The sequence below is a fragment of the Bradyrhizobium elkanii WSM2783 genome, assembly GCF_000472865.1.
Lineage (GTDB): Bacteria > Pseudomonadota > Alphaproteobacteria > Rhizobiales > Xanthobacteraceae > Bradyrhizobium > Bradyrhizobium elkanii_A.
This window is the reverse complement of record NZ_AXAP01000076.1, coordinates 15,785-40,585: the sequence shown is the minus strand read 5'-3', so window position 1 is coordinate 40,585 and position 24,801 is coordinate 15,785. Positions and strand designations below refer to the sequence as shown.

Annotated in this window: 29 protein-coding genes and 7 pseudogenes; 14 read left to right on the top strand and 22 right to left on the bottom strand. The window is 62.2% G+C overall.

Going from position 1 to position 24,801, the window contains the following annotated elements; all coding sequences use genetic code 11:
* Nucleotide 1: 1 nt before the first annotated feature.
* Together YY7_RS0138975 and YY7_RS0138970 are read left to right on the top strand one after the other, a co-directional pair.
* Nucleotides 2-1,135, top strand: coding sequence for a tyrosine-type recombinase/integrase (locus YY7_RS0138975; RefSeq protein WP_433994559.1), 1,134 nt, complete (start codon nucleotides 2-4; stop codon nucleotides 1,133-1,135).
* Between the two features lie 132 nt (nucleotides 1,136-1,267).
* A complete protein-coding gene (locus tag YY7_RS0138970) occupies nucleotides 1,268-1,474 on the top strand; it encodes a hypothetical protein (RefSeq protein WP_028167894.1) in 207 nt (68 codons plus the stop codon).
* 14 nt (nucleotides 1,475-1,488) lie between these two features.
* Here the strand turns inward: YY7_RS0138970 and YY7_RS62245 are convergent, their stop codons facing one another.
* Together YY7_RS62245 and YY7_RS0138960 are read right to left on the bottom strand one after the other, a co-directional pair.
* Entirely contained in the window at nucleotides 1,489-1,656 is a 168-nt protein-coding gene (locus YY7_RS62245; RefSeq protein WP_196237402.1) for a hypothetical protein, read from the bottom strand.
* Between the two features lie 98 nt (nucleotides 1,657-1,754).
* On the bottom strand, nucleotides 1,755-1,886 hold the full coding sequence (locus YY7_RS0138960; protein ID WP_349642704.1) for a hypothetical protein: 132 nt from the start codon (nucleotides 1,884-1,886) through the stop codon (nucleotides 1,755-1,757).
* A gap of 170 nt (nucleotides 1,887-2,056) precedes the next feature.
* Here YY7_RS0138960 and YY7_RS63865 point away from each other — a divergent pair, with 170 nt between their 5' ends.
* Nucleotides 2,057-2,254 carry a hypothetical protein gene (locus YY7_RS63865; RefSeq protein ID WP_080664038.1) on the top strand — a complete coding sequence of 66 codons (198 nt, stop codon included), beginning with the start codon at nucleotides 2,057-2,059 and terminating at the stop codon, nucleotides 2,252-2,254.
* A 168-nt stretch (nucleotides 2,255-2,422) separates the two neighbouring features.
* Here the strand turns inward: YY7_RS63865 and YY7_RS0138955 are convergent, their stop codons facing one another.
* Nucleotides 2,423-3,028: a hypothetical protein gene (locus YY7_RS0138955; protein WP_028167892.1), complete on the bottom strand. Its 606-nt coding sequence runs from the start codon at nucleotides 3,026-3,028 to the stop codon at nucleotides 2,423-2,425.
* 248 nt (nucleotides 3,029-3,276) lie between these two features.
* On the opposite strand from YY7_RS0138955, the gene YY7_RS63860 reads away from it, so the two are divergent.
* Nucleotides 3,277-3,504, top strand: coding sequence for a hypothetical protein (locus tag YY7_RS63860; protein ID WP_245287568.1), 228 nt, complete (start codon nucleotides 3,277-3,279; stop codon nucleotides 3,502-3,504).
* A gap of 34 nt (nucleotides 3,505-3,538) precedes the next feature.
* On the opposite strand, the gene YY7_RS0138945 is transcribed toward YY7_RS63860, so the two are convergent.
* From YY7_RS0138945 to YY7_RS54285, 3 genes and pseudogenes are all read right to left on the bottom strand, one after another.
* Nucleotides 3,539-3,835, bottom strand: a complete 297-nt coding sequence (locus tag YY7_RS0138945) for a hypothetical protein (protein ID WP_028167891.1) — start codon at nucleotides 3,833-3,835, stop codon at nucleotides 3,539-3,541.
* A 121-nt stretch (nucleotides 3,836-3,956) separates the two neighbouring features.
* A pseudogene (locus YY7_RS54290) lies at nucleotides 3,957-4,389 on the bottom strand (low affinity iron permease family protein).
* Between the two features lie 102 nt (nucleotides 4,390-4,491).
* A pseudogene (locus YY7_RS54285) lies at nucleotides 4,492-4,851 on the bottom strand (PRC-barrel domain-containing protein).
* A gap of 589 nt (nucleotides 4,852-5,440) precedes the next feature.
* Here YY7_RS54285 and YY7_RS61070 point away from each other — a divergent pair.
* Nucleotides 5,441-5,821, top strand: coding sequence for a hypothetical protein (locus YY7_RS61070; protein WP_028167890.1), 381 nt, complete (start codon nucleotides 5,441-5,443; stop codon nucleotides 5,819-5,821).
* Between the two features lie 355 nt (nucleotides 5,822-6,176).
* On the opposite strand, the gene YY7_RS0138920 is transcribed toward YY7_RS61070, so the two are convergent.
* Both YY7_RS0138920 and YY7_RS0138915 read right to left on the bottom strand, forming a co-directional pair.
* The gene (locus tag YY7_RS0138920) at nucleotides 6,177-6,398 is read right to left on the bottom strand and encodes a hypothetical protein (protein WP_028167889.1); all 222 of its coding nucleotides are present in this window, start codon (nucleotides 6,396-6,398) and stop codon (nucleotides 6,177-6,179) included.
* Between the two features lie 83 nt (nucleotides 6,399-6,481).
* Entirely contained in the window at nucleotides 6,482-6,679 is a 198-nt protein-coding gene (locus YY7_RS0138915) for a hypothetical protein (protein ID WP_028167888.1), read from the bottom strand.
* Nucleotides 6,680-6,847: 168 nt separating this feature from the next.
* On the opposite strand from YY7_RS0138915, the gene YY7_RS0138910 reads away from it, so the two are divergent.
* The 5 genes and pseudogenes from YY7_RS0138910 (at nucleotide 6,848) to YY7_RS0138890 (ending at nucleotide 11,300) form a co-directional block, all read left to right on the top strand.
* The gene (locus YY7_RS0138910; protein ID WP_028167887.1) at nucleotides 6,848-8,530 is read left to right on the top strand and encodes a helix-hairpin-helix domain-containing protein; all 1,683 of its coding nucleotides are present in this window, start codon (nucleotides 6,848-6,850) and stop codon (nucleotides 8,528-8,530) included.
* A gap of 27 nt (nucleotides 8,531-8,557) precedes the next feature.
* Nucleotides 8,558-8,710: pseudogene (locus YY7_RS59100) on the top strand (SDR family oxidoreductase); the annotation flags it as partial.
* A gap of 89 nt (nucleotides 8,711-8,799) precedes the next feature.
* Nucleotides 8,800-10,620: a DNA ligase D gene (ligD, locus tag YY7_RS0138905; protein ID WP_028167886.1), complete on the top strand. Its 1,821-nt coding sequence runs from the start codon at nucleotides 8,800-8,802 to the stop codon at nucleotides 10,618-10,620.
* Nucleotides 10,617-11,114, top strand: coding sequence for a hypothetical protein (locus YY7_RS54280; RefSeq protein ID WP_035692079.1), 498 nt, complete (start codon nucleotides 10,617-10,619; stop codon nucleotides 11,112-11,114). The genes ligD and YY7_RS54280 overlap by 4 nt, the downstream gene beginning before the upstream one ends.
* Before the next feature lie 3 nt (nucleotides 11,115-11,117).
* On the top strand, nucleotides 11,118-11,300 hold the full coding sequence (locus YY7_RS0138890; RefSeq protein WP_028167885.1) for a hypothetical protein: 183 nt from the start codon (nucleotides 11,118-11,120) through the stop codon (nucleotides 11,298-11,300).
* 77 nt (nucleotides 11,301-11,377) lie between these two features.
* On the opposite strand, the gene YY7_RS0138885 is transcribed toward YY7_RS0138890, so the two are convergent.
* The 3 genes and pseudogenes from YY7_RS0138885 to YY7_RS65310 all read right to left on the bottom strand — a co-directional run.
* Entirely contained in the window at nucleotides 11,378-13,363 is a 1,986-nt protein-coding gene (locus tag YY7_RS0138885) for a protein-L-isoaspartate(D-aspartate) O-methyltransferase (RefSeq protein WP_028167884.1), read from the bottom strand.
* Nucleotides 13,364-14,001: 638 nt separating this feature from the next.
* Nucleotides 14,002-14,832, bottom strand: a complete 831-nt coding sequence (locus YY7_RS62665) for a hypothetical protein (protein WP_028167883.1) — start codon at nucleotides 14,830-14,832, stop codon at nucleotides 14,002-14,004.
* Nucleotides 14,813-14,950 (bottom strand): annotated as a pseudogene (locus YY7_RS65310) (helicase-related protein); the annotation flags it as partial. The gene YY7_RS62665 and the pseudogene YY7_RS65310, both read right to left, overlap by 20 nt.
* 245 nt (nucleotides 14,951-15,195) lie before the next feature.
* Here YY7_RS65310 and YY7_RS62655 point away from each other — a divergent pair.
* Nucleotides 15,196-15,366 carry a hypothetical protein gene (locus YY7_RS62655; protein WP_210164731.1) on the top strand — a complete coding sequence of 57 codons (171 nt, stop codon included), beginning with the start codon at nucleotides 15,196-15,198 and terminating at the stop codon, nucleotides 15,364-15,366.
* Between the two features lie 18 nt (nucleotides 15,367-15,384).
* Here the strand turns inward: YY7_RS62655 and YY7_RS63850 are convergent, their stop codons facing one another.
* Entirely contained in the window at nucleotides 15,385-15,879 is a 495-nt protein-coding gene (locus tag YY7_RS63850) for a hypothetical protein (protein ID WP_245287566.1), read from the bottom strand.
* A 171-nt stretch (nucleotides 15,880-16,050) separates the two neighbouring features.
* Here YY7_RS63850 and YY7_RS0138865 point away from each other — a divergent pair, with 171 nt between their 5' ends.
* On the top strand, nucleotides 16,051-16,284 hold the full coding sequence (locus YY7_RS0138865) for a hypothetical protein (protein ID WP_035692076.1): 234 nt from the start codon (nucleotides 16,051-16,053) through the stop codon (nucleotides 16,282-16,284).
* A gap of 164 nt (nucleotides 16,285-16,448) precedes the next feature.
* Here YY7_RS0138865 and YY7_RS54270 read toward each other — a convergent pair whose 3' ends face one another.
* The gene (locus YY7_RS54270; protein ID WP_245287565.1) at nucleotides 16,449-16,727 is read right to left on the bottom strand and encodes a response regulator; all 279 of its coding nucleotides are present in this window, start codon (nucleotides 16,725-16,727) and stop codon (nucleotides 16,449-16,451) included.
* Between the two features lie 77 nt (nucleotides 16,728-16,804).
* Nucleotides 16,805-17,167, bottom strand: coding sequence for a PRC-barrel domain-containing protein (locus tag YY7_RS0138855; protein WP_028167881.1), 363 nt, complete (start codon nucleotides 17,165-17,167; stop codon nucleotides 16,805-16,807).
* A 148-nt stretch (nucleotides 17,168-17,315) separates the two neighbouring features.
* On the opposite strand from YY7_RS0138855, the gene YY7_RS0138850 reads away from it, so the two are divergent.
* Both YY7_RS0138850 and YY7_RS62240 read left to right on the top strand, forming a co-directional pair.
* A complete protein-coding gene (locus tag YY7_RS0138850; RefSeq protein WP_028167880.1) occupies nucleotides 17,316-17,507 on the top strand; it encodes a hypothetical protein in 192 nt (63 codons plus the stop codon).
* 463 nt (nucleotides 17,508-17,970) lie between these two features.
* The gene (locus tag YY7_RS62240; protein ID WP_196237401.1) at nucleotides 17,971-18,111 is read left to right on the top strand and encodes a hypothetical protein; all 141 of its coding nucleotides are present in this window, start codon (nucleotides 17,971-17,973) and stop codon (nucleotides 18,109-18,111) included.
* A 13-nt stretch (nucleotides 18,112-18,124) separates the two neighbouring features.
* Here the strand turns inward: YY7_RS62240 and YY7_RS54265 are convergent, their stop codons facing one another.
* The 8 genes and pseudogenes from YY7_RS54265 to YY7_RS63845 all read right to left on the bottom strand — a co-directional run.
* Nucleotides 18,125-19,024 carry a YihY/virulence factor BrkB family protein gene (locus tag YY7_RS54265; protein ID WP_035692075.1) on the bottom strand — a complete coding sequence of 300 codons (900 nt, stop codon included), beginning with the start codon at nucleotides 19,022-19,024 and terminating at the stop codon, nucleotides 18,125-18,127.
* 283 nt (nucleotides 19,025-19,307) lie between these two features.
* Nucleotides 19,308-19,541 carry a hypothetical protein gene (locus YY7_RS0138835; RefSeq protein WP_028167879.1) on the bottom strand — a complete coding sequence of 78 codons (234 nt, stop codon included), beginning with the start codon at nucleotides 19,539-19,541 and terminating at the stop codon, nucleotides 19,308-19,310.
* 478 nt (nucleotides 19,542-20,019) lie between these two features.
* The gene (locus YY7_RS0138825) at nucleotides 20,020-20,235 is read right to left on the bottom strand and encodes a hypothetical protein (protein ID WP_028167878.1); all 216 of its coding nucleotides are present in this window, start codon (nucleotides 20,233-20,235) and stop codon (nucleotides 20,020-20,022) included.
* A 271-nt stretch (nucleotides 20,236-20,506) separates the two neighbouring features.
* Nucleotides 20,507-21,840: pseudogene (locus tag YY7_RS54260) on the bottom strand (MFS transporter).
* Between the two features lie 349 nt (nucleotides 21,841-22,189).
* A complete protein-coding gene (locus YY7_RS65305; protein ID WP_433994558.1) occupies nucleotides 22,190-22,324 on the bottom strand; it encodes a hypothetical protein in 135 nt (44 codons plus the stop codon).
* Nucleotides 22,325-22,334: 10 nt separating this feature from the next.
* Nucleotides 22,335-23,653 (bottom strand): annotated as a pseudogene (locus tag YY7_RS54255) (carbohydrate porin).
* Between the two features lie 313 nt (nucleotides 23,654-23,966).
* Nucleotides 23,967-24,200, bottom strand: a complete 234-nt coding sequence (locus YY7_RS54250) for a hypothetical protein (RefSeq protein ID WP_245287564.1) — start codon at nucleotides 24,198-24,200, stop codon at nucleotides 23,967-23,969.
* Nucleotides 24,201-24,501: 301 nt separating this feature from the next.
* A pseudogene (locus tag YY7_RS63845) lies at nucleotides 24,502-24,702 on the bottom strand ((2Fe-2S)-binding protein); the annotation flags it as partial.
* Between the last annotated feature and the right edge of the window lie 99 nt (nucleotides 24,703-24,801).

Below are 24,801 nucleotides of genomic sequence, written 5' to 3'. Positions count from 1 at the left end.
CATCGGTCCTTATGGCAACGGCAAGGACGGCACGTTCTCGCTCGCCGACGCCCGCCGCGAGCGCGACAAGGCCAAGGACCTGCTCAAGGAAGGCAAAGACCCGAGCACCGAGAAGCAACTCGANAAGCACAGNCTGGCGGCCGCCCGGCCTTTCGAGCAATGGGCGGACGAGTGGCTTGCCAAGAAGAAGGTTGAGAAAGTCAAACGCGGCAGGATCGTCGCGGTTCGCGACCCGAAGACAATCGAAGTCCTTGAGCTGCGCGTCGGCTATGTCAAGGCCCGCTTTGGCAAGCTGAGCAGGCAGGACATCAAGCGTCCGGACGTGCTGGCTTTCATGCGTTCATACGAAGCCGAAGGAAAGCTGGAAACCCGCGACCGCGTGCGCAGCATCGGTGAGCAAATCTGCGACTATGCCGATGTCGAAGGCGACGGCTACAATCCATTCCGCAACCTGAATGGGCAGATGATTGCCAATATCTCGACGCCGCGTCCCGGCGTCACCGAACCACGTGACGTGACGCGCGTCTTCAAGCTCATCAGCGCACCGTGGACGAGAGCGAGGTTTGGTGACGTTGTTGGTCTTGCCTTGCGCTTCNATGCGCTAACCATTCCCCGCCCCGGCATGGTCAATGAAATGGAGTGGNGCGAGGTCGATTGGGATGCCGAACGCTGGACTATTCCAGCCGCCAAGATGAAGACCGGTTGGGACCATGTCGTGCCTTTGTCGCGGCAGGCGCTCGCAATCCTGCGCAGCGTTCAGAAGCTGACCGGCCATCGCCGGTACGCGTTTTCCTGCTCGAAGGACGCGCCGCTATCAAANAACACGCTCAACAAGCGCCTGCGGCTGCTTGGCATTGACACCAAGACTGNTCATTGTGCCCACGGATTCCGGACCACGTTCTCGACTCTGTCTCACCACGAAGAGATCAAGGACGCCAAGGCATGGGATGGCGATGTCGTCGAGCTGCAGCTCGCGCATCTCGATAACTCGACCGTGGAAGGTCTCTACAAGAAGCACGGGCCGCTCGCGCTGATCGGCTCGCGCACGAAGCTAATGCAGCATTGGGCCGATCGGATCGACCACTGGCTCGATCCCAAGAAGGTGATGCCGATAAAGGGAGGCGCGCAGGCTTGAGTCACCTGTCATCAGGCGTGGTTAAATGTTGCCCAATTCCTTGAGAACCAGCTCGAGGAGGCGCGCGCCAAGGTGTCAGCGGGCTACGCGCGCGGACGGCTTGCGCCGGCGCGCGACCGTAGGGAGTGAGCGATGGACGTCACCTATTACGTGGCGCTGCCCTTCGTGATGGCGGACGACGGCGTCGCGCCGGGCGAGGCGGTGGAGTGCACGAGCGCGAACGCGGCGATAATGCGGGCGGAGGCGCTCTCGCGAAAGCCCGGCTGTGCCGGCGCGCTCGGCGACGCCACACTGATCCGGAAGTTCGGCGACGTGCCGGACGATCTTAGCGCGCTTTGACGGGCGACTTCGGTTCACTCGTCGCTCGGACCGGCCGCATCTCTCGGACCAAGTAGGTTCAGCGCGGTCTCGATCTGGGCGAGCAGCGCCTGGATTTCCTCGCGCTCATTCGGCCCAGGATCGCTCTCGAGCCGCTTCAATAGTACCTGCTTCCGCGCGAGCAGATTTGCGACGGTCGACATCGCGCCTCCAATCTTTGGCATCTACAAACGAATTGGTGCGCCAACGGCGAATTTGCCAGTGCCGGCTCTCCGACGCCAGGACTAGCCTGGGCCGGCCACTATTTCGCCGGTGGCCGCAGCGGGCCTTCCACCCACTTTCGGGCGGCGGGATCGTGCAGCGGATCGTCGTCGCAATCGCGGCAGAGGTAGCGCTCCCCGCCTCTGGCGGTCTCGTCACGCACAAGCTTCATTGGCCGCCCACAGTGCGGGCACGGCTTTCGAATAGGGTGCAGCAGCGACATTGGACTCCCCCGCCGGGGAAGAGCCTAGTGCCGTTTGGCGGGGGGGCACAAGCGATGTCTTGACGTGAGCCTCGCCGACCATCGAAGATGGGCATTCGGTGATGTTGTGGGGTGGCGTCATGGAAGAGTTCTACAGCGGCTTCGCGCAGCAAGCGCGCGACCTGGCGGAGAAGGCAGATCCGTTCACACGCAGAAGATTGCTCGACTTGGCCAAAAGGTACGACGCCAAGAGTAGACCCACCGGCAACACTCGACCGCTGCCACCACCACGGACCAGCCCGCCCTCGACGCTCTTCTCAGGCCCCGGCGAAGCATGAGGAAGCGTGGGCCTGCAGAGGTCAAGTGCGACGCCTGCGGTGGCACCGGGCATCAGCCGGCGCACGAGATCGAACCGGGCGGCAGGATCTTTCCGGGCTGTTGCACGAAGTGCGGCGGCAAGGGACACATTTCCAAGGCGGGGTGAACTTCTGCCGCTGCCCGAACCGTTAGTCGCGCGCGCGGCGCAGAGCCGACTCAAGTTTTTCCCTCTGCTTCTCCCAGCGGTTCTCTTCGGCCTCGGCGCGCTTGTCCAATCCCGCGCGCTCGGCTTCGATGGCGCTCGCCTTCTTCTCGGGCCGCCGCCGGGCTTCGTCCATCGCCGCCTGCGCCTTGCCGACCGCCCTCTCCCGCTTCTTGCGCTCCTTAGCCCGGGCCGCGTCTTCCCGGCGCCGCTCGGCTTCTCGCCGCCTCTGCTCCTTCTCGAACTCCTGTGCCGCCTTGCGGGCTTCCTTGTCGCTGATTTTGGGAGACGCTCGCTTCTTCGGCTTAGCCCGCCTTCGCTCGCGGCTGCCGGCGCCTTTGCCGCGGCCGAGATCGGCCGGCAACTCGGAATGATCGGCGAAGCGGCCGCTCGATCCAGCAGGACGCTTGAGCACGACGCCGGCCACCGTTGCGGCGACGACTTCGGCGTCCTCCGCCTCTTTCGCGACACCCTGATGGAACAGATTGCTCCCAGAGCCCCAGGCCTCGAGCGCCGCCTTCATTGATGGCGCGGCGATCGCAAGATCGTAGAACCCAAGCGAGGTTTGATAGGTCTTGAGTCTTCTTGGCATGAGACCGCTTGAATCCTCCAGTCACGCTCGGCCGGCGCGCCCATGTCAGGACCGACAACGCGGTTGTGCCATTCGACATGCGTCGCGAATGTTATCCTAGGTGAGCCGCCAGCGAGCGTACTTCTCGTCGAGGACGATCCCCTGATCCGTGAATTCGTCGTCGAAGCGCTGCGCGACGCAGGCTATCACGTGATCCACGCAGCACCGGCGAGGAGGCGCTGGACTGGTGCGAGCGCCACGTCGCGGACGTGCTGGTCACCGACGTCCGACTCCCCGGAAAGCTCGACGGCTGGCAGATCGCGGAGCACTGCCGCGAAAGCCATCCGGAACTGCCGGTCATCTACGCCACTGGCTACTCGCCCACGACACCACATCCGGTGCCGAGCAGCCGCATCGTGAAGAAGCCCTTCCATCCGGCGGAGATCGTCCGGATGGTGCAGGAGCTGAGCGGGGGAAAGGGGATGCTGCCGAGCTAGAAAGATCCCTCGGCATCAAACCCGAGCTACCGCGTCACTTACGATCAGGCTCCTTGGCGGGCGGACCGCTCTTGTTTCCGGGCATACCTTTGATGTTGGACGTGTCCTGCTGCTGGACCGTCGGATTCTGCTGGTTTGAGTTCGAGCTGGCGCCGACGGTCTCCCCCGGCTTCGCGGCTGGACCATTCTTGTTGCCCGGCTGGCCAGCTATGCCGGCACCCGAGTTCTGCGCGCTCGGAGCGCCGGAGACGTCGGGCTTCGTCGTCTGGGCAAGTGCGACAGGGGCTGAAAGCGCAAGAACAAAGACCAGCGCGCTTGCAATGGACCTCATGGTGAATCCTCCTCTGTACGGAATTCGGAAGCGCGGGTTGCGGCTACCTTCCACTCGAACGTCGCGTTGCCTCGCGCATTCCTTCCAACGCGGTGAGGCCGTGCCTCCTTCGCTGAAACATCTAGTCCTGAGCCTCGTCTCGGGACCTGGGCGCACGGCCGCCTCTTCTCGCCGCCGCGACCGCCTTGGCTCGCTCCTCGCAGCGGGTGCGCAACTCTTCCAATTCGTCAGCCGAGAGGTGCTCGATGCCGACGAAGGAATTCTGGACGCTGCCGGTTCGGATGAGCTCGTCCAACTTGACCTGGATCGCAGCGCTGTCCCGGTTCTGTGAGTTTTGTATCAGAAAGACCATCAGAAAGGTCACGATGGTCGTGCCCGTGTTGATGACGAGCTGCCACGTATCGGAGTATCGAAACAGAGGGCCCGTCACCGCCCAGATCACGAACCGCACAGGCCAGCACGAACGTCGATCCACGGCCGGCCGCCTGCGAGGCCTTGTTGGCAATGGACGCGAACAACCGGCGCGGGCGCTGCTCACTTTGTTGATGGTGCATGCAGTCCTCCTTCGACCGTGATCAGACGGGCCTCCTGACGGAGACGCTCAACAGCACGAGCGGAGAGCTTGCGCCAACCCACGGAGGACCCCGGCGCGCTTACTAGGCGACCGGCACTCCATAATAGTCGTCGACCGAGCGCCTCGTTCGGGCGTCCCAGCTCCAACCGCTCTCGTCGCCATATTTGGGAGCGCCTGTGAGCTGATCCTGCGTGACGCCGGTGACGTATCCGCCAAGGTTCGTGTCGTATTTCAGCGTCTGCCACGGCAGCGGATAGTGATCATCGCCAATGCCGAGCAGACCGCCGAAGCTGAGCACAGCGTAGGACACCTTTCCGCTGACCTTGTCGATCATGACGCGCTCGATCTACCCGATCTTCTGCCCGTCGGACCCGTACACGTTCGTGCCTTCCACCTTGTCACTTCCGATGAGACTGGAGGTCTCGCGATCTTCCATGGCCATGTTGGCCTCCTGCATGTTGTCTTTCGCAATCAACCTGTCGAGAAAGGCTCCGTTCCTGGCCGAGCGATGCTGTTCGCGCCGACGTCTGGGATCAGCCGCACCCAATGACCGGAACGGCCGCGCCTGCCACCACCGAGCGGGGGGAACGATCATCGTCCACCCTATTGAACTGGAGGGACCGCCGCCCGCCGTTGAACTACCGCGCGTGTCGCGGATAGCCAAAGGTCTCATGACCCGCTATTCCAGAACTAGCGCTCGCGAGGATAGCCAAAGGCGGCGGCCTCCTCGCAGCGCAGACCGTCTTTCCTTGATGCCCTGCCCGCCTCGGTGCCGCGCGGAGTTGCTCAAGGAATCCAGGTCTGAATCAGGTCTTTGACGCGGCTCGAGAGGTGGCCAGCGACGCCACCCCGGCAACCATTAGCTGCACCGCAACAGCAATTGCACTGGCAATCGTGGTCTCCATCAGTCGGAAAGGCTCGAACTACTTACCTGCCTTGTTCGTTATCTGAGATCATCGGCCTGACGACTACGGGCGCCGGTTGCTGAGAGACAACGTCGTTCTCCCGCCTGACCAGCATAGGAGAGAGCGGTGCATCGAAAGCGCTCTAGTCCCCACACGTTCAACCAGCGTCTGTCGGCTGAAAAAGCCCGCCTCGAAGAACAACTGAACAATGCCACCCAGGAAGAACAACGCGAACTGATACAGCGAAAGCTGCGCGAGCTCGAAATAGCTTTTCAGATGGACAGGTGGATGGCATCGGGCGAACTGCAGCCTCCGCGCTCGGCTCCCGCGCAACGGATGCGCTCGGAGCGATACAGCGGGAGCCGATCAGGCCTGTCGGTACTTTTTGTTTTTGAGCCGGCTCTACAGAATCTCTTGGCATCCCAATTTCCCGACCGGAACAAGGCATTTGGTCCTAGCGGGCAACCCGAGGTCCGATCAATGTTGAACAAAGGCGACCTGTGGTAGTTGTCTTCATCATCGGCCGAGGCTCTGCCCCGGCGTCGGTGGCTGAGAGACCGAGCGCGCTCCCGCCTGCACAGGAAGGGAGTTGCCGATGTCAGATTCATCGGAAATCGCTGAGCATATCGAACGGCGGAGACGGATGGCTGCCTACGCGGCCGAGATTATCGCGCGTTCTCGCGAGCTACTTGCTTATTCCAGAGCGCTGCTTGAGGACAAGCCGCCGACGGCTTTCCTTGGCGAAAGCCATCCCCTAGTGAGCCCGGACCCAATTGCCCTCCCCGACGAGCGGAGAGGACCGCAGCGGCGCCAGGCGTGAGGAAATGAGGCGTCGTGCCGGACGTCCAGTGGGTCTGTAAGATCACTTCTGGCCCGACGGCGCTTGGGCATTCGAATTGTTCGGGTTCTTCTTGTTGGCCTCGTGATGCCCAATCACGCATCCAGCCGCAGCGCCAAGTTTGCCATGTCCGGCCATATGGCCAGCGACGCCCCCGACGATTGCGCCCTTGATGCAGCCCTTCGCTTCCGCCGGCGAAATCGAGGCGAGCACGACAAGGCACGCGGCGGCCAGGATCGGTTTCATGGTCGTCCTCCACTCTCCACTTGTCGGTGATCAAGTCCCGGCAAGAACACACGTTCCGAACGACCGATCCTGGACCGAGCTGCTCAGGCAGCGTTCAGATCGACGTGCGCGGAGATCGGCGAGGCGGCGGCACGGCGAAGCCGCCCGGTTTCCTCGCTGCCGCACCTGGAGCATCTGAAGGTGATCTCGGGCTGCGCAAGCATATCCTTGTGCGAGCCCACAGCCATCGGCCAGGCACCGCATTTCGGGCAGTTCACCAGCAGATCATTCGTTTCGAGCATCGCGAAGGCTCCTGAACTTGCGCCCCATGGCCCGCCAACGAACCGGCGACGCAGCCGTTCCCCGCACTGCGCGCAGGACTTGGCGTGCGCGATGAAGCGGCCCTCGGCATCCCGGAACCCTATGTCATAGCGAGCCGTTGAAATCGCACTACACCCTTCGGAGGCACGGTGCCCAAAGCTGGCACGCAAGAGATCGCAAGGCTGCTGCGCGAGTACGCGCAGCGGAGCGCCCTGCGCGGCGGCAACCCGTACCGCGCGAAAGCGTATTCCCGGGCAGCCGACAACCTGGCTGCGCTCGCCGTCCCTATCGAGCGTCTCATCGAAGAGGACAGGCTGACCGAGATACCTGGAGTTGGCGAAGCGATCGCCGACATCATCACCAAACTACACCGCACCGGCACGCATCCGAGCCTCGATAAGCTCCGGCAGGAGCTCCCTTCTGGTGTCCTGGAGCTCTTGAGCGTGCCCGGTGTTCGGCCCGAAAAGGTGCTGCGTCTCTACCGCGACGTGGGCATCACCTCGCTTGCCGAGCTGGAGCAGGCGGCGAAGGAGGACCGGATCAGGAAAGCCAAGGGGTTAGGTGCAGCATTGCAGACCAAGATCCTGCAGAACCTCGCCATTGCCAAGAGCGGCCAAGGCCGGCTGCACCTGCATCGCGCCGCCGCACTGCTCGAACATGCGCAGGAGTCCCTCAGCAAATCCCGTCCCGAGCTCAAGAGGCTTACCATTGCCGGCGACTTCAGGCGTGGCTGCGAGCTGGTCGGAGATCTCGCCATCGTTGCGGAGGCACCGACCGGCGGCATTGAGCCGGAGGTCGTCGATGCCACGCGGCTGCAGGTCCGCCTCGCCGACCGCAAGCACTTTGGCACTGCCCTGCTGCACGCCACAGGTTCGCCGGCCCACCTGGAGCAGCTTCGCCTCCTTGCGGAAAAGAAGGGAATGCGCCTCGAAGAGGACGGGCTGCACAAGGGACGCAGCGTGGTCGCTGGCACCGAAGAAGACATTTACCGGGCGCTCGGGCTTCCCTTCATCGAGCCCGAACTGCGCGAGGGACACGGCGAGATCGAGCGTGCTTTGAAAGGAGAGCTGCCGAAGCTCGTAACCGATCGGGATCTGCGCGGGATCCTGCACTGCCACACGGACGCCTCCGACGGGACCGAGACCCTCGAGACGATGGCGAAAGCCACCCTGAAGCGAGGCCACGAATACTTCGGCGTCGCCGATCACTCGAAGTCAGCGCACTACGCCGGAGGCCTTTCGCTGGAGCAGATCAAGGAGCAGCATCGGGAGGCTGACCGGCTCAACAGGAAGTTCGGCAAGGATTTCCGAATCCTGAAAGGCATCGAGTCCGACATCCTGGCAGACGGGTCGCTGGACTATCCGGACGATGTGCTCGAGAGCTTTGATTTCGTCGTCGCCAGCATCCATGGGCGCTTCAAGCTGGACAGAAAGGCCCAGACGGAACGCCTGCTCCGCGCCATCGGCAATCCCTACACCGCCATCATAGGCCATATGACCGGCCGCCAGCTTCAGCGCCGGCCAGGGTACGAAATCGATGTCGAAAAGGTGCTGCGCGCCTGCGCCAAACACGATGTCGCCGTCGAGATCAACGCCCATCCCTGGCGTCTCGACCTGGACTGGCGATGGCACGAGGCGGCGCTTGAGTTCGGCTGCATGATGAGCATCAATCCGGACGCCCACTCGATCCGCGAGCTCGACCACATGCACTGGGGCGTCGAGATGGCGCGCAAAGGCGGCGTGCCCGCAGACCGAGTCCTAAACGCGATGACGCTGGCCGAGATAACCCGTCATATGAAACGGAAACGGCGAACTTTGTCGCCGGCGGCGTAGCGGCAGAAACGGCCAGCGCACCATAGGCGCATAGGCGAGCCCGACGATATTGCCCAGGCGGTGACCTGGCTGGTTTGGGATACCGCCGACTACGTCACGGGCGCGACCCTGTTCATTGACAGTGGCATGATGCTCTTCCCGGCTTCGCAACCGCGGCTAGCGCGCCAAGACCCAATGTAGCTCCGGTCCGCGAGCAGCCGTTCTGCGGCGCCTTTCTGCCGAAACGATCAACTACAGGGAACGAATCGGCGTGAAGGCGTTGAGTCCGCATGTGTGCCGTGGCGTTGCGTCAATCTCGTTCGGGAGTATCGCGGGTCGCCGGCGCCCGCAAAGCTGCTATTCCAGGTTACATCGAGCCGTGCGATCCCACGCTGCGTGAGAATCCGCCCCGCGGTGAGGGCTGGGTCTACGAAATCAAGGCCGACGGATATCGCGCTCAACTCCATCTGCATGCTGGCGACGTCACAGTCTATTCGCGCACGGGGCTCGACTGGACTGAGCAGTTTTCCTCGATTGCAGCCGCGGCTCATAAGCTGAAGGCGAAGAGCGCGATCATCGACGGCGAGGCCGTCGCATACGGCAGCGGCGGCCTTCCAGACTTCCAGCAGCTTCGACGCGAGCTCGGCCGCAAGCGCAGCGAGCGTGTGCGCTACCATGCGTTCGATCTCCTGTACCTCGACGGCTACGATCTACGTGACGCCGCGTATGAGGATCGCAAGCGTCTATTGCAGGAGCTCCTGAGGGACGCTCCTCAGACCTTCATCTGCGTCGAGGCTCTCGAGGCTGATGGGGACGAGATCTTCGCAAAGGGCTGCAAGCTCGGCCTGGAAGGACTCGTCGTGAAACGTCTTGGCCGCCCGTACCGCTCAGGCCGGCAGGAGACCTGGATCAAGCTGAAGTGCAAGAAGAGCGAGACCTTTCCGATCGTCGCCTTCGTCGAAAAACTGGGCGCCCATCCGCGCAAGATCGCCTCGCTCTACGTGGGCCGCCGGCAGAACGGCAGACTTGTCTACGCCGGCAAGGTTCGAACCGGGTACACGGAGACGAGCGCGCGCGAACTGCGCGAGCGGCTCGATCCGGTAATCCGACGGACCTCGCCGCTCGATGTCCGGATCAAGAAACCGAAGGCGACCTGGGTTGAACCGACGGTGGATATCGAGGTGGAGTATGGCGCACTGACAGACGACGGCCTGCTCCGCGAAGCAGTCTTCAAAGGGCTTCGGGACGATCTGGCGCTGCGGAAGGTGAAAGCCCCTCGGCTGGTGCCCTCCTCGGCGGCGCGGCCAAAGCTCGGCGTGCCCAAGGAAAACGTTCTCCAGCTTCTTCCCGACGCGCTCGTCCCCTCCAAGGAAGAACTCGCAGATTACTGGAAGCGGGTTTGGAACAAGGCGCTGCCGCATCTCGGCCATCGTCCGCTCAAGCTGGTGCGGCACGTACACGGCACCACCTTCTACCACAAGGGGCCGCTTCCGAAGGACATTCCGGAGGCCGTGCATCAGCTTCGCATCCTAAAGCGCGAAGGCGGCGAGGGCACGCGCCTCTGGGTCGATAGCCTAGATGGTTTTCTTGGGCTGGTTCAGATCGGAGCCGTCGAGCTACACCCGTGGAATTCAACCGTGGAGGACTTCGAGCACGCAGATCGCATCGTCATCGACCTCGATCCCGGCGAGGGCGTCGAATGGAAGGCCGTGGCTGAAGCTGCGCTTGAGCTACGCACGCTCATGAAACGTGAAGGGCTCGACACCTGGCCCAAGCTGACCGGTGGCAAAGGAGTTCATCTAATGGCGCCGCTTGAGGAGCCGATGCTGCACGATCAGGCGCATCGGGTCGCGCGGGGGCTTTGCTCCGAGTTCGGGGCGCGCGATCCCGGCCGCTACATCCTTTCGGCGCGGGCAAAGCGCAGCAACCGGATCTTCCTCGACTATCTCCGCAACGGACGCGGCACTACCGCGATCGGCACCTATTCGCCGCGGGCGCGCGAAGGATTTCCAATTGCTGCACCCGTAACCTGGACGCTTATCGAGAAAGGGATCAGGCCCGACGCGTTCACGATCGACAGTCCGTTCCGGGCGAAGAGGAGATCCACATGACGGACGCGTTCGACCGCTGGATTGAATGGGCAAAAAAGCCGCCGGGTGAACGACGGGGCCTGCCCTCTGACATCTATGCCAGCCTGATGTCTTTGCCCAAGGAAGACCGCGCCGACCGACAGAAGGTCAACGCCGCGGTTGCGCATCACGCCGAACTGCGTCGGAACGAAAGGACTGTATGGGTCTACCTCAATGACTACGACCGAGGAATGCAGCGGAAGGTCGGCGACCCGAAATGTGTGAAGGTGTTCGCATCCGATGACGCCGCCAACAGATGGTTCGACGAGCACGATCCCGAGGGTGTTGCGTGGGAGTACGAGATCGAAGGCGGCCGGCGGCAAACGTCCGTTTGGATCTACCTCGCCGATGAGAGCTCCAGGGCAATTGGGGACTCCTCCTGGGCCAAGCTGTTCGCGTCAAAGCAGTCTGCAGAGAAATGGCTTGAGAAGAACGCTCCCAGCGGCAAAGTTTGCGAATATCCGATCGAGAAGTAGCGCGTGAACACGTTGGTCGATAGTTCTATCTGGTTCGCCACGCCTTCTGCGCGCGACCGGAACAACGAACTCGCCCAATACTATTTGCTCATCCTCGATGAATGGACCGTACTGCTCGACAGTTGGCAACTGCTCAGATTGGGGGCCGCGGGTCTGGTGCCGAGCCCGGCAAAACAGCGATCCTGAATCGGGTTCGCAGATCACGGCTGCGCCGTGGACGGAAAACCACACTTGCCCCCCTACACTCCTGAGGTCGATGATGTTTACAGACCAAAAGGATATGTATCAGGAACGCCGGCTTTTGAATGCCCCGCCTCCAACGGGGTTACCGCATGCGTTTCGTCGAACCACACAAGAGCATCGAATTGCTGCGGCAGAGACGCTTCCGCATAGTGGCTTTGCAGCTCCGTCTCAGGCCGGTAGATGACACCGATGAAGCGCTCAAGACGCGGCTCGAGCAAGCGGCGTCGTAGCGCTTCGTCCCGATCGAACGCAATCAACGACGGTGACACGCCCGCGTCGTGAAAGGCTCGCTCATAGCTGTCTGCGCGCGATCGACGAATGGAGATCACCTGCATGTCGCCGTCCCAATCCGAGGCTGCCGCCACGGTACCGGTATGCGTACCAAAGCCGATCAATCGGGCCGCTTGCCCGAACTGCTGGCGGCAGAGCTGGCCGATGTTCAACTCGTCCCGCAGTGCCCCCATTTCAGTGAACCGAGCATCGCCAATATGCGAGTTGTGCGCCCAAACCACAGCCTTGGCGTCGAAACCTTGGGCATCGATGATGTGATTGAGGGTTTCGAACATATGGGCGTCACGCAGATTCCAAGATTCAGCGCCGCCGTAGTACATGATGCGGTAGTACCGCTCTGCTGAGGCGATCAGGCGAGCGTTCTGGGCGGCATCCAAGTAGCTGTCCGGATCATTTGTCGCGTAGTCGAGCTGCCGCTCAAGGATATCGCGGCACTGCCGAACCACTTCGCTCTCGCATTTGCGATAGCTGTCGGTGAGCACTGCTCTGCCATAAGTCGCCGGGTCGCGCTGCCAAGGAGCTAGACATCCGTAGCGTTCGCGAGCGACAGCGGCCGCGTTCGGATCGACCTTGTCCAGATATGACAATACCGCGGCAATCGAACCGCGCATGTTATAGATATCGAGCCCGAAGAAGCCCGCACGCTCTTCCGCCGCGCGATTGTGATTATGCCGCCGCATCCAATCCACGAAATCGGTGACCGCGGTGTTTCGCCACATCCAGGTGGGAAAGCGTTGGAATGGATTCTCCCTACTGTCGCGCTGACGGTGCCTGACGTAAGCGTCTATTGCCGCAGCGTCCGGCCAGTCTGCCTCGACCGCGACGATCGAGAATCCGTATTCCTCGATGAGGCGGCGCGTAATCGCAGCCCGCGCCCGGTAGAACTCCGAAGTACCATGACTCGCTTCGCCGAGGAGGACGACGCGAGCCTGGCCGAACCGATCGAACATTTCCCCAAAAGCGGGATCGTCCACGGCCAGCAACGGTTCGGCGGCCATTCGAATCATCTCGCTGATCGATCGGGATCGCGTGCTGCCCGGAATGTGGTTGCTGGCCGACCGTGTCCCGTCTTCCGCCCACCCCTGCTCGCCGATCAAGGGCACGAAGCGCACGGCCCCAAAACTCTCCTCGTCGAATTCATTTTCCGAACGGCGGGTGATGCGGACCAAGGTCTGTTCGGCCTCATCGCCGATTGGGATAATGAGACGGCCTCCGGTCGCAAGCTGTCGCCTGAGAGTCTCGGGAACGAATGGTCCGCCGGCAGCAACCAGAATGGCATCGAAGGGTCCCTCCTCCGGCAAGCCTTGCGTGCCATCTCCAACATGCACGGTGACGTTCTTGTAGCCCAGCACAGCAAGGCGCTTCCTGGCCGTCTCGGCGAGACCGGCGTGCCGCTCAATCGTGTGCACACCCCGCACGAGCAGCGACGCAACGGCCGCGGCATAGCCAGACCCCGTCCCGACTTCGAGGACAGTGTCCGTGGCTCTCAGTTCGGCAGCCTCGGTCATCAAGGCAACAATGTAGGGCTGTGAGATGGTCTGACCGTTGGCAATCGGTAGTGCGCAATCTTCGTAGGCGAACTCCTCGGCGCCGCTTTGGACGAACTGCTCGCGGGGCACCTTCCGCATCGCGTCGAGAACGCGCGCGTCGCGAATTCTGCGACCTGCGAGCTGAACATCGACCATTCGGTTACGCAGACTATCAGGATCGGGCATGAACCACCTTAGACCAGATCATCCTATCTGACTGAGCGGGACCCTTGAAAAGCCAGCCTTCTGCGGCGCACAAGCTGACAGAACCACAGCGGCAGAAGCGCCGACCCATCAATCCCGCCAACGGAGACATCAACCAGCGAAATTCCCGATTGTTGCTAAGGCCGGTCGCTCTCCATGCTTGTCAAAGTGCCGAACAAAGCAATCTGTCGTGGAATTGAGTGCGTTTCGCTTGGCGCTGCCGCAACCCAATTTAAGCTGGCGCCTTGCAGAAATCGAAAGCGAGCACAATGTTCGCTATCGCAATGATAGGCAGAACCTGCCCAGCTGGTTTGCAGGTTCAAATCGCGGACCTGCAACCATCTCAAATTGCTATTTGAGGCCGCGGCCTGAGCAGTCAGATCGGCCGATCCGTGGGCAATATGAAAATCGAAGCCCAGCAACGAGCAACGTTTGTGGATATAACCGGAGGTCGGGGTCGGTCTACGAACCCCGCGTCCCGAACGTAAGTAACGATCGGAAAGATCAACAAAAACAATGCAGTTTGCTCGCGATTGGCCACCATTATCGCCGTTTATTCACGGTGTTTCGGTGGTCAACTGGTGGTCAGCAGGAGATGTCGCGTCATATAGGCAGATCGATTATTCATGCAAAGAAGCCCTCTCGAGCCAGACGCGGAGCTCCCGATAGACGTCAAAATTTCCGTCGAGACTGCATGCGTACCGCGGGTCAATCATTCCGCGCAGATATGAGATCGCGAGCCTCCAGTCGAGGAGTGGATGATATCTGCGATTCTGATATTGCCGGACGCACGCGTAGCACGAGGTCGAGCAGCGCGTAACGTGGCGCTCGTCCAGAAAGTCTCTCAGAGGCCACTGCCCGCGATCTCCCACGACCTCGTCGACCAGCCGCGCGATCTCCGGTCGGCCGTCGCGCCCGACCTCTCCGAGACGCCGGCAGAGGCCTGATCCGTTGATCAGGGTGTCGGCAATCTGAAGCATCGGGCTGTCGCCTCGGAGCCGAGGCTCCAATGCGTCGAACTCGTCTGGCGCCACGTCGAGCACGAGCGCTGCCTTCTGCACAAGGAGGTGCGTGGCACTGATCGCGGCCGACCGGGCACCGGTCCTGGACCGCGCACCGCGGCGCGCTACGAGATCCAAATTCAACCGCCTATTGAAGCCGGTCGCCTCGAGGAAGAGCGCGTCTGTTTCCTTTTGTGCGAGCAGCCCGAACCTCATGGCGACGGGCGCTGTCAACGTCCACCTGCCGTTGCCGGCGATCCTTTCGATGCCCGGGTCGATGGCCTGCTCAGGCAGCGTTACGTTCTTCCAGCCTAAAACGTCGTTATCGGTGACAACGTCGGCGCCGAAGAACCTGGCTTGGCCATTCTCGTCCTCGACTCCGCTGTTGAGGTTCATGATCGTCGTTCCAGCGCCGACGTGCACCGTCAGGCTGCCCTCTTCGTCCAGCACGACCTACTCGCTGCTGATAGTTGAAGCGCTGGGGCGGCATATTCGCCTGGTAGACGGTCTGCAACGAACCGATGTCGATGCCGACCTCCATCGTCGTCGTCACGGACAGCATGTCGATTTCCTGTGCGTGCTGCCCGACCGGGTTGTCTTGACCAACGAAGATATCCTTGAAGCGCCTCCGAGAAGTCGTCAGTCTGGCCGCTCAGTTCCTCGCACTTCAGCCTGAAGCGCGGAATGTTCTGGTAATGCCCGCGGACGATACGGCGTCCGAGAAAGTTCGAATTCCACAACTCCTCGACCGGTCCCGTTCTCGCCGTCGGAAGCGGCGCATAGCAGCGAGTGCATCGGCCGACACCGCGGTGCATGTTGAATCCGCTCGCATGCAGTGCAGCGCCAGTACGGATCGTCGGCCCGGGCGATCTTCAGATAGAGCTTTCCTACTTGAATGGTGCCGCCGAGCTGATGTTCGGCGGTCAGCCGCCGAAGGACGTCATCGAGGCCGATCTGCCATTGCGCGCCGAAGATAGTTATTAGGAAGGAGCAACAAATGGATCACGAACGAAAATCATCAACAGCGGGCGAACGGGCCGCTAAAGGCTTGCGCGAGGCCACTGCCAAGGAAGAAGCGAAAAACGAGAGCAAGATGGGGCACGATCTAGCTAAAGGCGCTGATCGCTTCGAAGAACGTTCCAAAAGCTCCGATGGAAAAAGCGCCTGCTTGTCGCTGATCTTGGAAGGGGCGGGCTTCTTCGGTTTCGCACGACGCCTCGTCCGCCCCGCTGCGGCCCCGCCGTCCGCAAGGTCCGTCGGCAGCTCGGCGTGCTCATTGAAGGGCCCGTTGGATCCGACGGGCCGCCTGAGCACGACGCCCGGCTTCGCCATCGTGGCAGCGACGATCTCGGGATCGTCGGTTTCCTTCGCCACTCCCTGGTGAAACAGGTTGCTGTCGGCGCCCCATGCCTCCAGAGCCGCCTTCATCGACGGCGCTGCGATCGCCTGGTCGTAGAAGCCCAGCGAGGTTTGGTAGGTCTTCAGTTTTCTCGGCATCGCGCCCGGGAGGTAGCTGCAACCACCCTAGTTATATAACCGAGCCGTGCACCGACGTCTCGCCCTGCATTGCGGCTACCAAGATCCGGCGGATCTGTTCGTGAACTAACGATCGCTCTTGCCGTTGTGCTGCATCCGAGTGGCCACGATTGTGCGTGTCCTGGGGCAACCATGAGGACCAACTCGCGCCAGCACCTCGATACGATCAGCGAGCAGGACCCGACCTACCTCGAGTCGCTGATCCGTGAGGATTACGAGCGATGCCATCCTGGCGAGACGTTGGAGGATCTCAAGCGGCGCGCGTCCTTTTCGAAGGAGGACAGAGGGCTGCTGCGGGACTGGATGGCGGTAGCGGCGGCTCGCGCCGCGGCCGCACGCGCGGACTGGGCGTTGCCACCACGCTGACGATCTACTGATCCGCCTCCCCTGTTGCAGGGCTCGCGGCTCACGACAATCCCGGTTCAACCCGGCGAGGCCCCGGTATCGAGCAGCTGCGAGACGGCGGCAGCCAATTGCGCGGGCGCAAATGGCTTTTCGATCAGGACGCTGTCCGCGACGCCTTGCGATTTTCAGTCAGGCGCGCTGGCGCTCGTCATGTAGACCACAGGAAAGTTAGGCGTGATTTCCCTGATCTGCCGCGCCAGCCCCCATCCGCTGATGCCATCACCGAGGTTGACCTCCGTCAGCAGCGCCCGGCACCCCTCCCGGCCGTCGAGAAAGGTGGAGAGGGCCGCCTCACCAGAATCAACCGAACAGGCCTCGAAACCGCTCTTGACCACGGCGTCCTCGATGGAGGTGCAGATCAGAGCTTCATCTTCAACGACCAGAACACGAACGGCGCCGCTCACATCCAAGTCTCCTTTCCCTGCGTTACGGCCGTGCGCCGCGTCCGCAGCCGGCCAGGCCTCTGACACGGTGTGCCGCCTCAAGCCACCGGCACACCGTAGTAGGAATTCACGGAGCGGGTGGTCGCGGCATCGCTCCAATTCCAACTGCTCTCGTCGGCGTATTTGGGGGCGCCGCGAAGCTGGTCCTGAGTGATTCCGGTGACGTAGCCACCGAGGTCGGTGTCGTACTTCAGAGCCTGCCAGGGCAGCGGATAGTGATCGTCGCCGATGCTGAGCAGGCCACCGAAGCTGAGCACCGCGTACGATACCTTGCCGCTGATCTTGTCGATCATGACACGCTCGATGTAGCCGACCTTTTGCCCGTCGGCCCCGTACACGTTCGTGCCCTCGACCTTGTCGCTTCCGATCAGGCTGAACGTCTCGCGATCTTCCATGGCCATGTTGACCTCCCGTAGGGTTGTCTTCCGGAGTCAACGGGACGACGATGGCTCCGTTCCCGGCGAGGCGGTTCTCGCAGCCGGCAGCGACCGGGACTGGGGTGACGCTGTCGCAACGCGTGCCGTAAGAAGCGGACGAGCGGAGGTCGAGATGGAGCTGACCGATCTGGAACGCGACTTTCTGAGGAGACTTCTCGGCGAATCCTGGATCAGCCCACCGCTATTCGACCATGAGACGGTGGCGCGGCTCGTAGAGCTGGGTCTGGTGGAAACCGAACCGCTTCCATCCGGAGATATCGAATACCGCATCACTGAGGCGGGGCGGACGGCGGCTACCGCGTAAGCGCCGATCGGCCGATCCGGGACTATCGTGAAGCGCGCCGAGGCCGGCGATCAGAAAGGTGGGAACTGGAGCGAGGCGGGGGTTGCCCTCCTGCTCGCCAGCCGGCTGCCTTAGCCTAGCGCTCCACTCGCGATAGCGTTCTGCGCCCTATCCGCAAAGACGTTCGATGGCGGTGGTTACGGAAGTCCGTTGCAAAGGCTCGTCGGGAACCCCGGATCGCGAACTCATTTAACTGGCAACAAAGCTCGCGATCTCTAAGCTGGCGGCCACGCGCAGGCATCCTGTGGGAGCTAGGAATCAGGGACCGGCCGCGAGCTCCGGATGAGCGCGACAGACGGCGAGCGCAGCGGCACTCGTCGCGTGACACAAGTGAAACTGCTGAAACTGCAGGGAGCACAAGAATACTCAAGGAGGGAAATGGTATGGCAGCTTCCAAGAAATCTCTCAACCCGACGATTTCCCGGTGAATGCCGAAGGCCGGAAAATTAAGAAGCAGGATGGCGAGCCCATCGCAAACGCCGAGGATCCGGCGGTCGCCGAGGACGTAGCCGAGCGCCTTAACGACGACGAAGCCCGACGCGAAGAGGATAAGTGGTCAGCCTGACCCCGCGAGGCTCCTAGTGTGCCCCGGTCGCGCCGGCCGGCTGCGAGAGAGGGCGCGTTTTCCCGCGTGCATCCCCCGGGTCTCCCTGCTTGAGCGAACCTCCGTGCTTGGCATAGGCGTGCGTGATCTCCGCCCCCATCAGGATGATCTGCGAGGTGTAGTAGACCCAGATCAGCACGACCACAATCGAAGCGGCCGCGCCACAGGTCGATTCCAGGCCCTGCTTGCCGATGTAGAAGCCGATCGCCGCCTTTCCGACCTCGAAGAACAAGGCGGTCAGGAGTGCCCCCAGCCAGACGTCGCGCCACCCGACGGAGACGTCCGGCAGCCACTTGAACATCATCGCGAAGAGCACCGTCACCACGGCGAACGAGACCACCAGGCTGACGACGTGCAGAACGCCCTCGGGCATGTACGGCGCGACGAACTTGCCGGCCGCGGCCAGAGCCGCTGTCACCAGCAGCGAGACGAGGAGAAGAAACCCGAGGGCGAGGACCGCTGCGAACGACAGCACGTAGTTGCGAGCGAAATGCCATATCCCGCCCTCCTCCGATTCCTCCACCTCCCAGACGACGTTGAGCGCGTCCTTCAACTGCACGACTACGCCGATCGCCGCGAACAGCAGGGCGCCGATGCCGAGGATCGTCGCCAGCGCCCCCTCCGCCGGCCGGCTAGCTCCCGCCAGCATCGACTCGATCGCCTTCGCGCCGGTCTCGCCGAGCATGCCTTTCAAAGACGAGGTAACCTGCGAGGTGACCGCCTCGTGGCCGAAGAAGAGGCCCGCGATCGCGATGGCGATCACGATGATCGGTCCGAGGGAAAACACAGAGTAGTATGCGAGCGCCGCGCCCTGACGGGCATCCTTGTGGCCCGACCAGTTGGCCGCCGCCTCTTTCGCCACCGTCCACCACATTGCCGCCGGACCCCAAGCCTTGGCCCGCTCCACGATCTACAAGGATTGCCAAGGTGCAAGGTTCCTGCGGCCGCGCATGGAACGATAATCCTAATACCCCATTGAACCGGAGAGACCGTCGCCCGCCGTTGAACTACGGCGCCTGTCGCGGATAGCCAAAGGTCTCAGGACCCGCTATTCAGAACTAGCGCTCGCGAGGATAGCCAAAGGCGGCGGCCTTCCTCGCAACGCGCGTCTTCAGACGATCCGCGCCCAAAGGATTGCGCGTCCCGGCCGCACTTCCTCAGTCGTCCCTACGCAGCGCGGCTTTAACCTCGGCAACAGGCCAACTTGCTCCGCCGGGAATGACGCGCACATTGACATCGCCCCCGACCAGCGTGTGCGAACTGATCTCATCGTCGCTCGGCATCACGGTCTTCCAGTTCAGCGTCAGGTCAAGATCGCCCGGATAGATCTGCCACCGCGAGCCATCCTCCAGCTCGACGATGTGGCTCTCCGAATGGAAACGGATCTTCATCGCTGCTCACGCGGCATCAAGGTCGCGCGGCTGGTGCGGACCGCGCTGCGCGGCCGGCGGGCGGCGCATCCGGACGCTCTCCTGATGATGGCACTTTGGACATCTTAGTCGCGGTTCTCGGTGCGCTGAAGCTGGCTTCTGAAGGTTCGCGGCCATCGGCCAGGCGCCGCACTCGGGGCAGTTCACCAGCAGAGTATCCGTTTCGATCATCGTGAGGGCTCCAGAATAACGCCCCGATGCCAACGGACGGAGCGCGCCGATGTTTCGGAGTGGGGCTCCGGGTACGCCCGCCTGACCTCATGCGACCGCTCGAGCGGCTTGATGCCGGATGGGCCGACTGTTCGCTGCCGCACGTCAGAAGCGCAGCATGCCGAACATGAAAAGCAGCACCACGGTTACGAGGGCAGAGACCAGCAGCGAGCCGAGACAGCCCAGTCGGTTGGAAAAGAAAAAGAACATGGCGGACACCGGGCAGGCGTCAGTCGTCGATCAGCGTGCCAATCAACGCGAGCAGGGACTGGTGTTCAGGTCCGTCGCCGCCCGCCCGAAGGAATTGTCCGATCTCGGTCAAGGACGCCTGTCCGCCTGAACTGGCGTTCGGCTGATGCTCGACCGCCGGGTGTCCGGAGTGCGGATGGCGGACCAGCCGCCAGACATCGCCATTGGCGCTTTCGTATAGAATTCTTCCGGTCATGCGGCTCAACCGAGGCCGGCCACCCGGGTTCCTACTAGAACCTGCTTGGGCCGTTCGCGAGGCTCGACGGAGCGTCGGCCGCAGAAGTGACCTTCCGCAGCGGCTCCAGCGCTCCCTCGGGTCCGACCAGAACCGCAGCGATCTTCTCGAACTCCGGGCGGTCCATTCGGGCGAGATCCGCCCGCCATTTCGCGGCATGCGCATCATACACCTGCGCGCGGGGGTTTACGTTTCGTGTCGAGCAATCCCGCTCATCGACAGGCTGGTCCTCTCAGCGAGCGGGCGCCGACGCACCCGGCGCAGCGCCGGTGACCTCCATCTGCGGATTGACCCTTAGCGTCAGGGCCACAATGCTGCCGACCAGAGCGCAGCCGCCCAGGACCAGCAGCCCGGCCGTGAAGTTGCCGGTCGCGTCTTTGAGGTAGCCCATGAGGAACGGTCCGGCGAAGCCGGACAGATTGCCGAGCGCATTGATCGCGGCGATCCCGGCCGCAGCCGAAGTGCCCGTCAGGAAGGCGCTCGGTACTGGCCACAGCAGTGGAGGCGTTGCGGAGACGCCGATCTGGCTCAGGCAGAGCAAGCCCAGCACCAGCGCGGGCGCGGAGACGAGGCCCGCGCCCGCAAGGCCGACCGCGGCGAGGAACATGGCAAAGCAAACGTGCTCCCGACGCTTCAATGTGCGGTCGGAGTTGCGGCTCAGCAGCACCATCCCGACGGCGCCAAACAAGAAAGGCACCGCAGACAGCAGGCCGGTCTGGAAGTTGCTCACGCCGAAGTTCTTGATGATCGTCGGCAAGAAAAACGCCACACCATAGCTCGCCGCGTTCAGACAGAAGTAGACGAACGCGCAGGCAAGGACGCGGAGGTCGGTGAGCGCCTTAACGATGCCCACATGCTCGACCGCCACCTTGTGCTGCCTTTCAGCCTCCAGCCGTCGTTCGAGCCAGCCCCTCTCGTCGTTGGCGAGCCACGCCGCGAGCGCCGGCCGGTCGGTCAGGTAAAAGATGACCCCGAAAGCCATCAGGATCGAGGGCAAGGCTTCGAGGATGAAGAGCCATTGCCAGCCATCGAGTCCGGCGCCGGAAATGTTCAGCAGAGCCCCGGAGATCGGTCCGCCCGCAATCGACGAGAACGGGATGGCCAGCATGAACAGCGAGACAACCCGGGCCCGGTAGACCGACGGGAACCATAGTGTCAGGTAGAAAATGATCCCGGGAAAGAAACCCGCCTCGGCGAGACCGAGCAGGAAACGGAGGATGTAGAACACCCATTCGGTCGAGATCCCGGTGGCCGCTGAGATCGGGCGATGAAGGCGAACAGAGCAGAGATGATCCCCCAGCTTAACATGATGCGAGCGATCCAGAGCCGTGCGCCGAACCTGTCCAGCGCGAGGTTGGATGGTACTTCGAACAGAAAGTAGGAGATGAAGAACAGGCCCGCGCCAAAGCCGTAAGCCGCCTCCGACAGGCCGAGCGCCGAGTTCATCTGGAGTTTGGCGAAACCGACGTTCACCCGGTCGAGGTACGCGACGAAGTAGCAGACGAACAGGAAGGGCAGCAACCGCCACATCAGCTTGCGGATGGTCCTTGCTTCGATCTCGTCCATGGCACCGCTACCTCCCTGCTCTTGGCTAGTGGGGGAGCGCTCAGGCGGCCAGGTTTGCCAATCGTACATGGCGGTGCGGCTGAACACGACCTCGATACCCCAAGTTCATTCGCGGGATTTGGTTCCCCGCTTACCGGTCGCGCCACGCGGCGGCGTTACGCGCCTCGTGCAGTCAAGCAACGGCGTCACCAAGCGTCATTCCGCATGGCTGTCATAACGACCTACAGACCGACATTAGGCGGCCCGGGATAGCGAGCGTCTCTTCTGGCGGAGATATCGCGTAATCTCGGGCAAGATCGCATTCAGTACCCTGTCCGGGGCACGCCGCCCTTGCGGCCATCTCGACGCCCTAATGCATGTGGTCGAGCTCGGCAATCGAGTGCGCGTGCGGATTGATGCTTAGCATGCAGCCGAACTCGAGTGCCGCCTGGTGCCAGCGCCAGTCCAGGTCGAGCCGCCACGGGTGAGCATCCAGTTCACGCAACTGAAGCTTCCTAGAATTTCAACGTCGTGCGCAGGCCGAAGACCGCCGAGTTCTTGAGCGCTCGGCCCGACATTGGACCGGTCGGGTCCGTCGTTCCGCCGCCCGGCCGGATGATGTATTGGAAATTGGGCTGGAGGGTCCAGCCGTCCCGCAGCTGATACTAATACACCGCCGTGAGGAGTCCTTCGGAGCTGCGCACCGGCCACGCCGGGCCGGCGAGTGCGCGATAGTCAAAGTCGAGCGCCTGGGCTCGCTTCGAGACGTGCGCGTAGCCCGCCGCGATCCCGAACTTGTCGTCCGGCCGTTTGTCGCTGAGGCCGATGAATTCGAGGCCGGCGTCGGCGTAGAGATCGATCAGATTGCGGTCGGCCGGAGCGCCGGAGACACGAGCGAATACGCCGATCCCACGATCATCGCTTTTGGGCACGCGATAAAGCTGCTGCTCGAAGACCGCCCAGCCGCCGATGTCGCCCACCAACATGAGCGGAGTGCCGCTGCTGGTCGGCGCCGCAAGCGAAACGCCGTTGCTTGCGAGTTGAAGGTCGGAGAATTGCCCGAAGTGACGCCATCCGCCGAACTTGACCTGGCCGGTCAGATTGGGATCGCCTTTCTTGTTGTTCCAGGCGTACTGAATTTGCCCGAGCAGCAGAGGCGGATCGTTGACCCGGAAGTTAACGCCATATCGGTTGCGTTCTTGCGGATCCGGACCCGGGCCTGCCTGATTGCCGTCGAAGATGCCTCCAAGGACGGATAGCTGATCGGTGATGTTGACCAGTAGCCGGGCGACGCGTTCGTGAAGACGTCGGTGTATTTCGTGTTGAAGAACTCGCTGTCGGCGGCAAGCTGCCCAAACTTCAAAGAGACCGTTTTGTCGCCCCACTGCTTTTCGAAGTAGGCCTCGTAGAGGCGAGTCGAGGGCAACGCTTCGATGCCGCTCACGACGAAAAAATTGTCGAGATAGTTGCGCGATAATCCCTCGCCGTAGATCTGGAACATGTTGGCGTGGAACGTGAGCTTGTCGATGCCGACGAGCTTCTGCAGGTCGACATCGACCGCAAGGTTTAACCGGCCTTCGTAGATCGCTCCCTGCTTCAGTCCGCCGGAGACATTCCCCAGCGTCTCACCGATGTAAGTCGCGGCGAACTTGATCCCGTACTTTTGGAATGGGTTCGGCAGAAGCCCGAGGGTCTTCTCCTCGACGGTGCTCTCGCCGGTGTCGGGATCGGCGGGCTTGTCGTCGTCGGTCTTCTTGTCCTCCTGCGCGAATGCGTGGGAGCCTTCGAGAAGACCCGCCAGAAGAATTGCCAGCGCCAGGCCTCTAACGGACATTTTCAATCGAGCCGCATACCAAGATTCTCTGACGTCGGGAGTATTGGGACACGCTCCAACGGCAAACTCGAGGGGCGTCTGTCATATGGGAGGTAAAGTGCTCAACGGCGCCACTAACCGCCTTTGGCGGGATCTGGCGGGGCACTAAGTCGAAGCGAGTCCTCGGTCCTCTTCGCCGCACGTGGGCAAAACCATCAGGAGCGTGGAAATGGCGGCAACAAAGCAGCGAGCTGCGTCGTCCCTCGAGATGAAAATCATTGCACCAGCTCGTGCTCGCGTTCATGACCTTAACCGGCAATACCCCCACCTAAGGTCAATCTGGCGTTCGAGACTCGGGATTTTCGTTAGTGTCGGGTGGAACCAGCCTGGCGGGCTCGTCGTAGCCCGCGCGGCTGCTGTAAAAGAGCAGAGCCATCAATCCGATACCGAACACCAGAGAAAACAGTATGCCGATTGCCATCGCGAAATATCCGAAGGGGGTAACGTCTGCTTCTTCAGCCGACGACCACCCCATGATCGCAAGGACAATCACGGCGGCTAGCAACATCAGTAGGATGCCTACTAAGACGTATCCCCCGATGCCCATGGTTCGCGCATTCGAGGCCATCTCTAGCCAAAATGATCTCCACCGAGACATCCAAATGCCGTTCATACTTGCTCGCCTCGCAGAGAAAATTTTGTCCCCCGGCACTCCCGTAAAGGCAAGACCCGACCGGAACATTAACGCCCTCCGCCAAAATGTGTTCCGGTCTTTGGATCGTGCGTCGCAAGGTGTATGATGCTTCACCAACTTCCACCGGACTTTGCACCAACGTCACACGGATGACCTCAGTCCCGCGCGGGCGTCGCCCAACGCTGTCGATCGGAGTGATACAAGCGCTTGTCGCCGCGCCTTCAAGATGCACCGTGCACGCGCCGCACAGCTCCATACCGCATCCTAACTTGGTTCCAGTCATTTGGAGCATGTCGCGAAGCACCCACAGCAGCGGCGTGTCGCGGTCAGCGTCGACCGTATGCGGCTCGCCGCTTATCTTGAGAACATACGCCATTGTGCACCGTGGCGTTTGATCGCGTGTGACGGTAAAGGCGCCGCAAGTGCTCCAAGGTTTGGTGTGCATCCGCCGCTCCCGGAATAACTCACGATCGTG

What these genes read in the sequence shown, in the direction of transcription:
- YY7_RS0138915 (WP_028167888.1), bottom strand. Translation starts at nt 6,679, where the DNA reads ATGCTCGAAACGAATGATCTGCTGGTGAACTGCCCGAAATGCGGTGCC.
- ligD (WP_028167886.1), top strand. Translation starts at nt 8,800, where the DNA reads ATGTGTGCCGTGGCGTTGCGTCAATCTCGTTCGGGAGTATCGCGGGTC.
- YY7_RS0138920 (WP_028167889.1), bottom strand. Translation starts at nt 6,398, where the DNA reads ATGAAACCGATCCTGGCCGCCGCGTGCCTTGTCGTGCTCGCCTCGATT.
- YY7_RS62655 (WP_210164731.1), top strand. Translation starts at nt 15,196, where the DNA reads ATGTTGAATCCGCTCGCATGCAGTGCAGCGCCAGTACGGATCGTCGGC.
- YY7_RS0138825 (WP_028167878.1), bottom strand. Translation starts at nt 20,235, where the DNA reads ATGACCGGAAGAATTCTATACGAAAGCGCCAATGGCGATGTCTGGCGG.
- YY7_RS0138855 (WP_028167881.1), bottom strand. Translation starts at nt 17,167, where the DNA reads ATGGCCATGGAAGATCGCGAGACGTTCAGCCTGATCGGAAGCGACAAG.
- YY7_RS63865 (WP_080664038.1), top strand. Translation starts at nt 2,057, where the DNA reads ATGGAAGAGTTCTACAGCGGCTTCGCGCAGCAAGCGCGCGACCTGGCG.
- YY7_RS0138885 (WP_028167884.1), bottom strand. Translation starts at nt 13,363, where the DNA reads ATGCCCGATCCTGATAGTCTGCGTAACCGAATGGTCGATGTTCAGCTC.
- YY7_RS0138955 (WP_028167892.1), bottom strand. Translation starts at nt 3,028, where the DNA reads ATGCCAAGAAGACTCAAGACCTATCAAACCTCGCTTGGGTTCTACGAT.
- YY7_RS0138850 (WP_028167880.1), top strand. Translation starts at nt 17,316, where the DNA reads ATGGAGCTGACCGATCTGGAACGCGACTTTCTGAGGAGACTTCTCGGC.
- YY7_RS0138970 (WP_028167894.1), top strand. Translation starts at nt 1,268, where the DNA reads ATGGACGTCACCTATTACGTGGCGCTGCCCTTCGTGATGGCGGACGAC.
- YY7_RS54280 (WP_035692079.1), top strand. Translation starts at nt 10,617, where the DNA reads ATGACGGACGCGTTCGACCGCTGGATTGAATGGGCAAAAAAGCCGCCG.
- YY7_RS63850 (WP_245287566.1), bottom strand. Translation starts at nt 15,879, where the DNA reads ATGCCGAGAAAACTGAAGACCTACCAAACCTCGCTGGGCTTCTACGAC.
- YY7_RS0138835 (WP_028167879.1), bottom strand. Translation starts at nt 19,541, where the DNA reads ATGAAGATCCGTTTCCATTCGGAGAGCCACATCGTCGAGCTGGAGGAT.
- YY7_RS54250 (WP_245287564.1), bottom strand. Translation starts at nt 24,200, where the DNA reads ATGTTGCTAGCCGCCGTGATTGTCCTTGCGATCATGGGGTGGTCGTCG.
- YY7_RS0138945 (WP_028167891.1), bottom strand. Translation starts at nt 3,835, where the DNA reads ATGAGGTCCATTGCAAGCGCGCTGGTCTTTGTTCTTGCGCTTTCAGCC.
- YY7_RS54265 (WP_035692075.1), bottom strand. Translation starts at nt 19,024, where the DNA reads ATGTGGTGGACGGTGGCGAAAGAGGCGGCGGCCAACTGGTCGGGCCAC.
- YY7_RS0138865 (WP_035692076.1), top strand. Translation starts at nt 16,051, where the DNA reads ATGAGGACCAACTCGCGCCAGCACCTCGATACGATCAGCGAGCAGGAC.
- YY7_RS0138960 (WP_349642704.1), bottom strand. Translation starts at nt 1,886, where the DNA reads ATGAAGCTTGTGCGTGACGAGACCGCCAGAGGCGGGGAGCGCTACCTC.
- YY7_RS62245 (WP_196237402.1), bottom strand. Translation starts at nt 1,656, where the DNA reads ATGTCGACCGTCGCAAATCTGCTCGCGCGGAAGCAGGTACTATTGAAG.